Origin of the sequence: Streptomyces sp. NPDC057682 (assembly GCF_042799575.1) — a bacterium.
GTDB lineage: Bacteria > Actinomycetota > Actinomycetes > Streptomycetales > Streptomycetaceae > Streptomyces.
The window spans coordinates 38,613-51,029 of sequence record NZ_JBHVIN010000017.1 but is presented as its reverse complement, the minus strand read 5'-3'; the positions used below and the strand labels follow the sequence as shown (position 1 = coordinate 51,029).

The following is a 12,417-nucleotide window of genomic DNA, read 5'->3' as shown; positions in this document are numbered from 1 at the left end:
CGCGCACTCCCGCGGCCGGAGCCCCTGTCGGGTGCTCCGGCCGCAGGTGCCACCGCAAGCACGGGGCGGCCCGGTTCCCGCTCAGCGGGTTGTCCAGTGTGACCAACCACCAGCTGCCTATCCGCCCCGTGCAGGACAGCTTTGGTCGTGAATGTCTCCCCGGAAGGTCAAATCGCCGCGTAGGGGAGGAGATTGCGTTCACCCGTCTCGGACCGCCCGTCAGCCACCGCTGATGAGAGGCGATTCGGAGATCCCCGCCCCTGGCGCACGCCGCACGCGAGCAGCACACGCTCGCCTCCCCGGCATGCGTGGAAACCGATGAGGAGAGTCCGTGCCACTCCTGCCGCGACGAACGTCGCGCACCTGGCGAGCCGCCCTCGCCGCCATGCTCACCACCGGCCTCACCGCGCTGAGCCTTCCCCTCGCCACGACCGCCACCGCCGTCCCCGCCGGCGCTCCGGTCGCCGAATCCGCCACCGGCACCTATCTGGTCACCCTCGCCGACGAGCCGCTGGTCACCTACGACGGCGGGGTCGGCGACCTCCCTGCCACCAAGCCCGCCCACGGCGGCACGTTCGACGTCGCATCGGCCGCCGCCAAGCGGTACCGCAGCCACCTGACCGACCAGCAGGACCGCGTCGCCAAGAAGGTCGGCGCCAGTGTCCGGCAGCACTACGCCGTCACCACCAACACCTTCAGCGCCCGGCTCGACGCCCGCCAACTGGTGCGCCTCGCCCACACCGGCAGCGTCGTGCACATCGCCCCCGACCGGTTCCACCAGGCCACCGACGACCGGAACTCCACCGACTTCCTCGGACTGTCCGGCAGCAAGGGGCTGTGGAAGGCCCTCGGCGGGACCGCCGAGGCCGGCAAGGGCATCGTCATCGGCGACATCGACACGGGCATCTGGCCCGAGAACCCCTCCTTCGACGCCCCGGCCCTCACCTCTCGCAAGCCCGGCGAGAAGGACCGCCACCGCCCCTACCGCAGCGGCGCCACCACCCTCATGCACAAGGCGGACGGCGGCACCTTCAAGGGCACCTGCCAGACCGGCGACAGCTTCACCGCAGCCGCCTGCAACGAGAAGGTCATCGGCGCCCGCTACTTCGGCGAGGGCTGGTTGGACGCCGTTCCGGAGTCCAACCGGGCCGGATACGTCTCCCCGCGCGACAGCCAGGGCCACGGCACCCACACGGCATCCACCGCGGCCGGCAACGCCGACGTCCGCGCCACGGCCTACGGCGAGGACCTCGGGACTGTCTCCGGCGTGGCACCGGCGGCCACCATCGCCGTCTACAAAGCCCTCTGGCAGAGCAAGGACGGCCAGCAGGACGGCGGTCTGACCAGCGACCTCGTCGCCGCCATCGACCAGGCCGTCGCCGACGGCGTGGACGTCATCAACTACTCGCTCGGCGCCGCGTTCGAGAGCGCGTACAACGATCCGGCGCAGGTCGCGCTCCGCAACGCCGCCGCGGCCGGAGTCTTCGTCGCCACCGCCGCGGGCAACTCCGGCCCGGGGGCGTCCAGCCTCACCAACACCGCGCCCTGGACCACCACGGTCGCCGCCGGCACCATCAAGTCGCACACCGGAACGGTGACCCTCGGCAACGGCGCGAGCCACACCGGCATCAGCACCACCGTCCACCGGCAGGTCGGCCCCGCCCCGCTCGTCCTGGGCTCGGCTGTCCGGGTCGCGGACACCGTGGACATCTACGCGGACTACTGCATGCCGGACTCCCTCGACCCCGCCCGCACGGCCGGGAAGATCGTCGTCTGTGAACGGGGCGTCAACGGGCGCGCCGACAAGTCCGTCGAGGTCGAGCGGGCCGGCGGCATCGGCCTTGTGCTGGTGAACTCCGGCGACGAGAGCACGGACGGCGACCTGCACAGCGTGCCGGCCGTCCACCTCGACAAAACGGAAGCGGCGCCCGTGCGCACCTACGCCGCCACGAGCGGAGCCACCGCCACCCTCACCGAGGGAGGCGCCTCGGGCGTCTACCCGCAGGTGGCCGGCTTCTCCTCGCGCGGTCCCTCGCTCGTCGGCAACGGCGACCTGCTCAAGCCCGACATCACCGCGCCCGGCGCCACGATCCTCGCCGCCGTGTCCTCCGACGGTAACCACGGCCGTGACTTCGACTACTACTCCGGCACCTCCATGGCCACCCCGCACATCGCCGGGCTGGCGGCGCTCTACCTCACGGAGCACCCCACCTGGTCCCCGATGAGCATCAAGTCGGCCATGATGACCACCGCCACGCCGACGAAGACCGCGGACGGCAAGAACAGCGACGACGCCTTCGCGCAGGGCTCCGGCGAGGTGGACGCACGGGCCATGCTGCGCCCCGGACTCGTCTACGACTCGGGCGAGCGGGACTGGCTCGCGTACCTCGAAGGCTCCGGCGTGGACACCGGAACCGGCGTCAAGGCCATCGACCCGAGCGACCTCAACTACCCGTCCATAGCCATCGGTGACCTGTTCGGCAAGCAGACCATCACCCGCACCGTCACCGCGACCGCGGCCGGCACCTACCGCGCCCGGGCGAGCGTCCCCGGCGTCAAGGCCACGGTGAGCCCGTCCGTACTGCACTTCAGCCACCCCGGCCAGAAGCGCACCTTCACCGTCACCCTGGACGTGACCACCGCGACCGTGGGACGCCCCACCACCGGATCCCTCACCTGGACCTCGGGCCGCACCGCCGCCCGCAGTCCGATCGTCGTGACCCCGCAGATCGTCCGCGCCCCCACCGAGATCAGGGGCTCCGGCTCCAGCGGCTCGACCGGATTCTCGGTCACCCCGGCCACCAGCACCCTGACGGCCACCGCCTACGGACCGGTCTCCTCGTCCGTCACCAGGGGCACCCTGACCCAGATGCAGGAGATCTCCTACGACACCGAGATTCCGTCCGGCACCAAGGCATCGCAGATCACGGTCCACTTCGACGCGGCGGACGACACGATCGCGGGCCTCCTCTGGGGCAACAAGGTCGACGGGGTCCTCCAGGACGTCCAAGTCGCCGTCCCCGACAGTGACGGAACGATCACCCTCACCGTGCCGCGTCTCACGGCCGACGCTCTCCTCGTGTCCCTGGTCGCCATGGGGGCGGACAGCGAGACCGTCACTCCCTACACCTATCAGGTGAACCACATCACCGCGGACAGCCCCGCCACCGGCAGGGTCACCGTCACGCCCGAGCGGGCCCACGTCACCCCCGGCAAGCCGGCCGACCTGACCGCCACGTGGTCCGGCGTCCCGGCGGACACCCGGTCCGGCGCCTGGATCGAGTACGGCAACGGGGCGGGCAGTTTCCTGACCCTCAACTGAATCCCGGCACCCAACGGCGGGGGCGGCATACACACACGTGCCGCCCCCGCACACGCGCTCCGCACATGCCGGCCACTCGAACCGCAAGGCGCCGATGAAGTCTCCCGCCCGAGGCTCGACCTCGTCGGCATGCGAAGAACCCAGACGCGCGGCGACGTGCCCTTCGTCCAGCTGCTCTGCGTCACGGCTCCTGCGTGTGGATGTCCGCAGCCGCGGACGTACACACGCTTGACCGGCACCGCGCCCTCTGTCCAGGCGCGGCGGCGGGCCGAAGATGCCAAGGCCGGGGGTATCTGTTCAGGGGGCGACGGCGGTCGTGATGGCACGGGCGGCCCGGGGCGGATCGCGCCTCCATGAGCTGGCCGGATCCCGGTGCCGGGGTCGGTCAGTCGTTGCGGAGCTTGCCGAACTCCTCGATCAGCACGGGATACTGCTCTCCGCCGTGTCCGGCGGCGATCGCCCGGTCGGCCATGGTCTTGAGCAACTTCGGCAGTTCGGCGTTCACCCCCACCGCCGTGCTCTCCTCGATCAGGTGCTCCATCGCCCGCGCGTCGGTCTCCAGGGCCGACACCTCGGCCGGGAAGGAGCCGTGGTCGATCTGCTCGGCGTATCCAGGCAGCCATGCGGCCACACCGGTGGCGATCTGCTGAGCGAACGGTGCATACGTCGCGGCGTCGACGCCGGCCGTCCTGAGCATGGCGGTGCCTTGGAGCCACGCGTTCAGGACGCTCCACATCATGGCCAGGCCGGCCACGTCGTACAGCGACGCCAGCCCATGGTCTGCGCCCAGGTAGGAGACGGTGCCGAGCGCGCCGAGTGTCGACTCGTGCGTCTCGAAGTCCGCACGCGGCCCGCTGTGCAGAATCGCCGCGTCGGCGGTGCCGACGGCCGAAGGAATGGCCATGATGGCGCCGTCCAGGTAGCGGGCACCACGCTGCTCGGCCCATCGGGCGGCTTCCCTGGCCTGGGCGGAACTGCCCGAGGTCAGGTTGATCAACAACCTACCGCCCAGCTCGACATCGTTCGCCCCGAACAGCTCGTACAGGGCCGGGTAGTCGGTGACGCAGATGATCGTGAGCGAACCTGCCTCAAGCGCGTCGCCAACGGTCGGCGCCAGCCGTGCTCCCTCGGCGACCAGTCGGTCGGCTTTGGAGGACGTGCGATTCCACACGGTGGTGGGATGCCCGGCTTTCAGGAACGCGCCGGCGAGTGCCCGGCCCATGAGGCCGAGTCCGATGATGGTTACGGGTGTTTCGGTGCTGTTGTTCATGACAGCATCGTCAACGTTGATACCGGTGTGAAGGTCAAGCGAGGTTGCGATGCGGATCGGGGAACTGAGTCGTCGGACGGGAGTCCGCACTCATCAGTTGCGCTACTACGGAGCCCAGGGGCTGCTGGAGGCCGACCGTGGCGCCAATGGGTATCGCGACTACGACGAAAAGGCCGTACTGCGGGTGAAGCAGATCCGGCACCTGCTCGGTGCTGGTCTGTCCTCCGAGGACATCGCGTACGTGCTGCCATGTGCGCTCGGAGAGGCCCCGGAACTGCCCGGGTGTCCCGAGTTGCTGGCGGCGATGCGGTCACGGCTGCAGCGACTGAACGATCGGATGGCCGGCCTCGCCCAATCCCGCGACGCTCTTGCCGCCTACATCGATGCGGCCGAGCGAACAGGCGGCGAGAGCTATCCGCCCTTTGACGAGGCCGGCTCGGAACCCGCTCCCGCCTGAGCTCCCACATCCGCTTGCGGTCGTCCGATGAGAGGCGCCGCTGCTGATGTGATCGGGGCGGGGTGGCAAGGACCCCGCGGCCCCCGGTTGTCCCCCTGGTGCGGCAGACTGGGGCGGGTGAGTAGCAGCGATGACACCGACGCCCGGGTGGACGGCCCCAAGCGCGGGACCGGCAGCCCGTTGCGGTACGAGGGTCGCGCGGGTGTCGCCGGTCGTCCGGTGGTGGGGTCGTGAGTTCCGCCAAGGCCGACGGGCGGGTCGAGAGGGGCAACCGTACGCGGCGGCTGGTGCTGCGCAGGACCGTCGACATCGCATCCGTCGAGGGGCTCGAAGCCCTGTCGGTGGGACGGCTCGCGACCGAGCTCGGCCTGAGCAAGAGTGGGGTTTTCGCGTTGTTCGGCTCCAAGGAGGAGCTGCAACTGGCCACGGTCCGGGCCGCGTCGAGGATCTTCGCCGACGAGGTGCTGGAGCCGGTGGCGGACGTCCCCGTCGGAGTGGGCCGGCTGGCGCGCCTCTGTGGGAGCTGGCTCGCGTATTCGCAGCGCCGGGTGTTTCCCGGGGGCTGCTTCTTCTCCGCGGTGATGGCCGAGTTCGACGCCCGGCAGGGCCCCGTGCGCGACGCGCTCGTGCAGTCGCTGGCGACGTGGATGGCGTACGTGGAGGGGTGCGCGGTGGACGCGCGGGCGTGCGGCGAGCTCCGTGGCGACACGGATACGGCGCAACTGGCCTTCGAGCTGGTGGCGCTGATGGAGACGGCCAACGCCCACTCGCTCCTGACCGCGCAGATGCTCGCCTACGACCGTGCGCGGACGGGCATCACCTCCAGGCTGCGTGCGACGGCGACGGATCCTGCACTGGTGCCCCACATCACCTGATATGGACGGTTGTTCGTCTTCGTTGGCGTCTCAGAAAGAAATAGCACGACCGGTCGTTTAGTTTTATGCTCGTCATCATGACCACTCAACCCGTGAACTCCCGGCTGCTGCGCACCCATTGGCGCTCCGGACCCGTGCCGCTGGCCTTGTGTCCCGTCGTCGTGAGCGTTACCGACTTCACCGCGACGAGCCGTCCGCAGGCCGGGGCGATCGCAATCGCGGGCCTGCGCCTCCGCCGCACCTGGTCCCGGACTCCTGGCGCCCTGGGGATGTGGCTCTGGGCCGATGTGGCGGGCAGCCGTTCGGGCTCGGTGAGCGTGTGGCGCGACGCGGCCGCGCTGGAGGCGTTCGTGGGCCGTACCGACCATGTCGCCGTCGTCCGGGCCCACCGGGGGCGAGGCACCATGCGGGCCGCCACCTGGGAGGCCGAGGACTTCGATCCGGATGCCGTGTGGGATCGGGCCCGCGCCCTGCTCACCGGTACGACTCCCTGGCCGCAGGGCCCCGTACGCCTGGAGGACGCGTGACGGACTTCGTCGAACTGGACCGCGTCACCGCCCTGGAGACGCTACGTCTCGTTCGCGCTGCGGCTGCCGCGGCCGGACGCGACGGAGGGGAGACCTGGAGGCGGCCGACCCCCTGCGCCGACTGGAACCTGCTCGACCTCCTGGGCCACATGACGGCGCAGAACCACGGGTTCGCGGCAGCCGCCCGGGGAGAGGGCGGGCTGCCCGCGCACTGGAGGGTGCCGGACATCGCCGTCGATCCGGCGCACGCCTACGCCATGTCCGTGGCCGCGATCGTCGTGCCGTTCACCGAGGCGGGCGGCGGTGAGCGGGAGTTCGTCCTGCCCGAACCGGGGCGCGTGCTTCCCGGACGCGTGGCCGTCGCGTTCCACTTCCTCGACCTCGCGGTGCACGCCTGGGACCTCGCCCGCACCCTCGGAGCGGATGTCCGACTTCCGTGCGGCATATGGGAGTCGGCTGTGCACGTGGCGCGCCGCGTACCGACGGACGAGCAGATGCGCGGGCCCGACGCCTTCTTCGCCCCGGTCCGGTCGATGCCCGCCCGGGTGACACCCCTGACGGAGACCCTGTCCCTTCTCGGCCGGAGCCCGCGCTGGTCCCCCGAATCGCCGGAAGGTCACTGAGATTCCCCGTCGCCCACACAACCGTAGGTACCCACGGAACCGTATGCGCCCACGCAACCGTCACGAGCCCCTGCCCGTGCCGGCGGAACGCCCGGAGGCGGTCGGCGGTCAGGCCAGTCCCGTCGACGCGGACCACGCGGCCCGGCCGCTCGGACGCGGCACCCGCGCACGGGCCGCGCCGGGAACCCGGGACAACGGGTGGCGAACCGGCCGCAACTCCGGCTGAACCCGCGTCAGCGTGACGCCGTCGCCCAGGCCCTCGCCGGCGAGGTGCTGTTCCGCCGGCGGCGGTATGGGCACGGCGGCACTCTTCCGCGATGATGAGGGGACCGGCCGCGCCGATCGCCCAGGGGAAGGCTGCTGATGAGAGTCTGTGTCGTCGGGGCGGGGCCCGGGGGGATCGTCACCGCCAAAGTGCTGCTGGAGAACGGCTTCGACGTCACCGTTCTCGACAAGTACCAGCAGGTGGGCGGGGTCTGGTCGGCAGGAGGCTGCTACGACGGGCTGGCCAATCAGTCCGCTCGTCGCATCTTCGAGTTCGCCGACCTGCCCAACCGTCTCCACTTCGCCGGCGCGGCGGACACGCAACGGTATCTGGAGGAGTACGCCAGGACCTTCGGGGTGCTCGACCGCGTCCGGCCCGGCACCGAGGCCGTCTCCGTCCGGCCCGTCGCCGGTCCCGGGCGGGTCGGTGCCTCCGGCTGGACGGTCGACTCCCGGCCGGCCGGGGACGCCTCGGCGCGGATCCGCAGCGAGGACTTCGATTACGTGGTCATCGCCAGCGGTGCCCATCACCACGCACGGATGCCCGAGCTGCCCGGACGGGAGGCCTTTCGCGGGACCGTGCTGCATTCCAACGAGGTGCGCGCCGGGACGTTCACCGGCCGGCGTGTGGTGGTCGTGGGCGGCGGCAAATCCGCGCTCGACCTGGTCACCCGGGCCGCACGCGAGGCCGCTTCGGCCACGCTCGTGCAGCGCAAGGTGAACTGGATGATCCCCGAGCGGCTTCTGCTCGGACTCGTCGGCTACAAGTGGATCCTGTTCACCCGGCTCGGCGAGGCACTGCTGCCCCGCTACCACGACCCCGCCTGCGTCCCTCCGATCGACCGCGTCGACGCGCGCGTCAAACGGGCGCTGTGGTGGCTCATCACGCGGGACATGCTCCTCTCGACCGGGCTGTACCGGCTGCCGAAGCACCTGCGGCCCGCCCACGCGCTGCCCTTCCACCTGGCCCATGCGGGAGTGATGCCCCGCGGGTACGCGCGGGCCGTCCGCCGCGGCTCGATCACCCCCAGGATCGGCGCCGTCCAGGCGTACACCGGCACGGGGCTGCTCCTGGCGACGGGCGAGGAACTGCCCGCGGACGTCGTCGTGTTCGCCACCGGACACCACAAGGTGTTCCCGTTCCTCGACCCGGGCGTACGTGTGCACGACGAGGCGGGGCGGCTGAGGCTCTACCGGGGCATCGTGCCCCCCGGCGCCGATCGGCTGGCGTTCGTCGGGTTCCGGCAGGTCTTCAACAACATCATGGGTGCGGAGCTCACCGCGCACTGGCTCACCCGCCACTTCCTGTCCACGCTGCGCACCGCCCCGGGCGAGCAGGAGATGTACGAGGCCGTCGATGCCCGCCTGGCCTGGCAGGAGCGGGTGCTGCCGGGCTCCGGAGGCTACGACTTCGGGCCCTACGACATCCACTGCGCGGACGAACTCCTGCACGACATGGGCCTGCGCTCCCGCCGCGCCCGGAACCTGCCGGCCGAGTACCTGCTCCCCGGTGGCGTCGCCCACCGCTATGCGGGCCTCTCGCGCGAGTAGTCGCGCACGGCGGGTGACGAAGCGGTCGGCACGGTCGGGGCCGGCGGCGCACCGCCGTTGGTCCCCGTACGGCATGCCGGAGCCCGGCCCGCCCCCACGAGGAGGCCGGCCGGGCTCCGGACTGTTTCATGGGATCAGAGGCGTTCCCACAGGGCCGGGACGTTCGGGGGGTCCCAGCCGGGGTAGGCCGTGTGGCCCTGGAGGCAGCGGTAGCGGACGCCGTCGTAGGTGACGATGTCGCCCGCGGCGTAGGTCGCGCCGAGCTGCCAGGTGGTGTCGCCCGTGCCGCCGCCGGACACCGTGAGGGTGTAGGTGGTGGTGTGCGTGGCCTCACCCGAGCCGGTCAGGGTCAGGGTGTAGGTCCCGCCGGGGGTACCGTCCGCCACTCGTACGGTCGCCGTGGACGTCTGTCCCGAGGTGACCGAGGACGGGCTGAAGCCGACGGTCACACCGGTGGGCAGGCCCGAGGCCGAGAGGTTCACGGTCTGGGCGGAGCCGCTGGTGGTGGCCGTGGAGACGGAGACCGTGGCCGAGGAGCCGGGACCGACCGTACCGGCCGACGGGTTGGCGCTGATCGAGAAGTCGTTGGCCGGGGTGGTCTGCTCCCCGACGGCGGTCTTCCAGATCGTGTAGGCGATGCCGTCCGCGCTGCGGTTCAGCGCGGTGGCGTTGATGTTGCTGGTGGTGTCGCAGGAGGAGTGGTAGCAGGGGTCGTACGAACGGCCGGCCGTGCCGCCCCACTTGGTGGCCTCCGCCGACGACTTCGTCGCCGAGGCGCCGGTGGCGTAACCGGAGGTGGGGATGCCGACCAGCTGGAACGAGTAGTCGTCCGAGCGGCCCTGGCCCTCGACGTTCTCCTGCGGGGCGAGGCCCAGGGAGTCCCAGTACGCCTTCATCGGCGCCGAGGCGGCCGAGTTCAGGTTGTTGACGAAGTAGCCGGCGTTGGTCGACGCGACCATGTCGAAGTTGTAGTACGCCTTGATCTTCGCGCGCTCCGTGCCGGACAGCGTCCTGGCGTAGAAGTCGGAGCCGTTCAGGCCCTGCTCCTCGTCCGTCCACCAGGCGAAACGGACCCGGTTCTTCATGGTCGGGTCGTTCTGCGCCAGACTGAGGGCGGTTTCGAGGAGGGCGGCGGAGCCGGAGCCGTTGTCGTTGATGCCGGGGCCAGCGGACACGCCGTCGAGGTGGGCACCGAACATGTAGACGCTGTTCGCGTCACCCTTCGGCCATTCCGCGATCAGGTTGTTGCCCGCTCCGGCCGAGCAGCCGGAGGTGCAGGTCTGCTCGGTGACCGTGTAACCGGCCGCCTGGAGCTTGCCCTTGACGTAGGCCAGCGAGGCCTGGTAGCCGCTGCCGGTGGACCGGCGGTTGCCGCCGTTGGACTGGGCGATGGTGTACAGCTGGGAGAGGTGGGCCTGTACCTTCGTCACGTCGATGTCCGGCGGGGTGGACGGGTTGCCGCCGCCACCGACCCGCAGGGTGTACTGCGCGGTGTGCGTCTTGTCCCCGCTGCGGCCCGTGACGGTGAGGATGTACGAGCCGGCGGCCGTGCCGGACGCGGTGGTGACGGTCATGGTGGAGCTGCTGCCCGAGGTGACCGTCGACGGGCTGAAGGAGACGCTCACCCCGGACGGTGCGCCGGAGGCGGTCAGCGCGATCTGCTGGGCGCCGCCGGACACGGTGCTGGTGGACACCGTGGTGCGGGCCGCGGCACCGGGCTGCACATCACCCGACGCGGGGCTCAGTGCCAGGGAGAAGTCGGTCTGGACGCCGGTACAGGTCGGGTCACCGGCCTGGGCGGGCACGCTGATCGCGGTCCAGGCGGCCTTGGTCCGGTCGAACAGGGCGCAGCTCGCGTCGAGGTTCTTCGCCGCGGTCAGGGTGGCGGTCCGGTAGCGCTTGTACGTCATGCCGCTGGTCTTCAGCAGCATGCCGCCGTAGAAGATCCGGCCGGCGTCCTTGATGCCGACGCCCGTGACGCTGGAGCCGTCGCAGGTGGAGCTGGAGGGCTTGCCGCCGCCCGGGTTGGAGCCCTCGGCCAGCAGGTAGAACCAGTGGTTGAGCGGGCCCGCCGCCGCGTGCTCCTCCGTGTTGGGGATCGAGGCGGAGTAGCAGGCGGGGTCGCCGAGCGCACCCGGGTTGTACATGTTGCGGATGGGACCGCGGCCCTGGAGGTTGATCATCTCGCCGACGGTGTAGTCGGGGGTGTCGTAGCCGGAGGGCTGGTTGGCGTACGCCTCGGTGAGGGCGCCCATGATGTCGCCGGTGCCCTCGCCCAGACCGCTCTCGTGGTTGGCGCCGCCGGGCGTGTTCGAGTCGATCCCGTGCCCGTACTCGTGGGCGACGACGTCCATGCCGGCGATCCACTTGCCGGCGCTGTTGTGGCCGATGGTGACGGTGGAGCCGTCCCAGTAGGCGTTCAGTTCGTTGAGGCCCACGCGGGTCGGCCAGCTGCCGCCGTTGCCGTTGTGCCCGTTGCGGCCGAGCCACTCCTTGAGCATGTCCGACTGCTTCTGCGCCGCGTACATGACGTCGACACAGCCGGTCTCACGGCTCGACGCGTTGCCGGTGCCCCAGTCGTCGGTGGACTTGGTGAACAGCCCGCCGCTGTAGTCCGAGCACTGCAGACCGGGCCGGGTGGTGTCGCGCAGGACGTACTGAGTGCCCGAGCGGGAGGTGTCGATGGTGAGCGGGTTCGGCCCGTTCCACTCGCTGTGGCCGGTGCCGGCCCGGACGTCGTCGTAGGAGTCGACGAACGCGCCGGTCACCGCGTCGACGAAGACATGCAGCCTGCTGGGCGCGTCCTGCTTCGACCGGCCCGTCAGCACGGTTTCCCAGACGAGGACGGGGTGGTCGTTCTCGACCCGGACCACGAGGCGCGGGGCGTCGGCCTTCGTGACCTTCGCCAGCCGGGAGCGGCTGGTCGCGGCGGCCTGCTTCGCGGTGATCCGGGCCGTGGTCGGTACGGAGATCCGGGCCGTGGTCGCGGACTGCACCGAGCGCACGGTGCCGTCGCCGTCGGCCAGCACCACGGCGTCCCCGCCCACGACCGGCAGACCGTTGTAGGTGCGTTCGTAGGCGACCGCGTACAGGTTGTCGGCCCAGGGGATGACCTGGCGCCGGTCGTAGCGCTCGGCCGGTCCCTTGGCCAGTGCGTCCAGGCCGCTGCCCGTTGCGCGGTCCGCGGCGGCCACCGCCGCCGCGACCGGATCGGTTTTGGACGTGTTCGCCGGGGGCGAGGTGGCGGGGGAGGCCGCGGCGAGGGGTATCGGCGACACCACCCCCAGGGTCAGGGCCAGGGATGCTCCGGCCACCGCCAACTTCTTCAACATCAGGGCTCCTTGTGAGAGGTGATGGAAACCATCACAAGGTTTGTCATGGTTATGACAAACCCAACGTCCGTATGGGTAGGCGGAGTTGTCGAACCCCCACCCACCCGAACGGCATGCCGTGCTGCCGGACAGGCCGCACCCTCACACTGGACCGGGCTTCCGTTCAAGCGATTCGCCGGGTGATGCCGGGTCTGTC

The 12,417-nt window shown here is 70.8% G+C and carries 8 protein-coding genes; 6 read left to right on the top strand and 2 right to left on the bottom strand.

From position 1 onward, the window contains the following. Nucleotides 1–331: 331 nt before the first annotated feature. The gene (locus ACFVDM_RS28405; RefSeq protein ID WP_383646269.1) at nucleotides 332–3,322 is read left to right on the top strand and encodes a S8 family serine peptidase; all 2,991 of its coding nucleotides are present in this window, start codon (nucleotides 332–334) and stop codon (nucleotides 3,320–3,322) included. Between the two features lie 385 nt (nucleotides 3,323–3,707). On the opposite strand, the gene ACFVDM_RS28400 is transcribed toward ACFVDM_RS28405, so the two are convergent. Beyond that, a complete protein-coding gene (locus ACFVDM_RS28400; protein ID WP_383646266.1) occupies nucleotides 3,708–4,592 on the bottom strand; it encodes an NAD(P)-dependent oxidoreductase in 885 nt (294 codons plus the stop codon). A gap of 49 nt (nucleotides 4,593–4,641) precedes the next feature. Here ACFVDM_RS28400 and ACFVDM_RS28395 point away from each other — a divergent pair, with 49 nt between their 5' ends. The 5 genes from ACFVDM_RS28395 (at nucleotide 4,642) to ACFVDM_RS28375 (ending at nucleotide 8,889) form a co-directional block, all read left to right on the top strand. Next, nucleotides 4,642–5,049 (top strand): MerR family transcriptional regulator, encoded by a 408-nt coding sequence (locus tag ACFVDM_RS28395; RefSeq protein WP_383646263.1) that lies wholly within the window; start codon nucleotides 4,642–4,644, stop codon nucleotides 5,047–5,049. Between the two features lie 230 nt (nucleotides 5,050–5,279). Continuing rightward, entirely contained in the window at nucleotides 5,280–5,924 is a 645-nt protein-coding gene (locus ACFVDM_RS28390) for a TetR/AcrR family transcriptional regulator (protein ID WP_383646260.1), read from the top strand. Nucleotides 5,925–6,001: 77 nt separating this feature from the next. Further along, nucleotides 6,002–6,451, top strand: coding sequence for a hypothetical protein (locus ACFVDM_RS28385; RefSeq protein ID WP_383646257.1), 450 nt, complete (start codon nucleotides 6,002–6,004; stop codon nucleotides 6,449–6,451). Beyond that, nucleotides 6,448–7,074, top strand: coding sequence for a TIGR03086 family metal-binding protein (locus tag ACFVDM_RS28380; protein WP_383646254.1), 627 nt, complete (start codon nucleotides 6,448–6,450; stop codon nucleotides 7,072–7,074). Before ACFVDM_RS28385 ends, ACFVDM_RS28380 begins: the two co-directional genes overlap by 4 nt. Before the next feature lie 363 nt (nucleotides 7,075–7,437). After that, entirely contained in the window at nucleotides 7,438–8,889 is a 1,452-nt protein-coding gene (locus ACFVDM_RS28375; protein ID WP_383646251.1) for a flavin-containing monooxygenase, read from the top strand. A 134-nt stretch (nucleotides 8,890–9,023) separates the two neighbouring features. Here the strand turns inward: ACFVDM_RS28375 and ACFVDM_RS28370 are convergent, their stop codons facing one another. Then, nucleotides 9,024–12,221 carry a M20/M25/M40 family metallo-hydrolase gene (locus tag ACFVDM_RS28370; protein WP_383646249.1) on the bottom strand — a complete coding sequence of 1,066 codons (3,198 nt, stop codon included), beginning with the start codon at nucleotides 12,219–12,221 and terminating at the stop codon, nucleotides 9,024–9,026. Nucleotides 12,222–12,417 lie beyond the last annotated feature (196 nt).

Coding starts and splice junctions, on each gene's coding strand:
- ACFVDM_RS28400 (WP_383646266.1), bottom strand. CDS start 4,592: ATGAACAACAGCACCGAAACACCCGTAACCATCATCGGACTCGGCCTC.
- ACFVDM_RS28395 (WP_383646263.1), top strand. CDS start 4,642: ATGCGGATCGGGGAACTGAGTCGTCGGACGGGAGTCCGCACTCATCAG.
- ACFVDM_RS28385 (WP_383646257.1), top strand. CDS start 6,002: ATGACCACTCAACCCGTGAACTCCCGGCTGCTGCGCACCCATTGGCGC.
- ACFVDM_RS28375 (WP_383646251.1), top strand. CDS start 7,438: ATGAGAGTCTGTGTCGTCGGGGCGGGGCCCGGGGGGATCGTCACCGCC.
- ACFVDM_RS28370 (WP_383646249.1), bottom strand. CDS start 12,221: ATGTTGAAGAAGTTGGCGGTGGCCGGAGCATCCCTGGCCCTGACCCTG.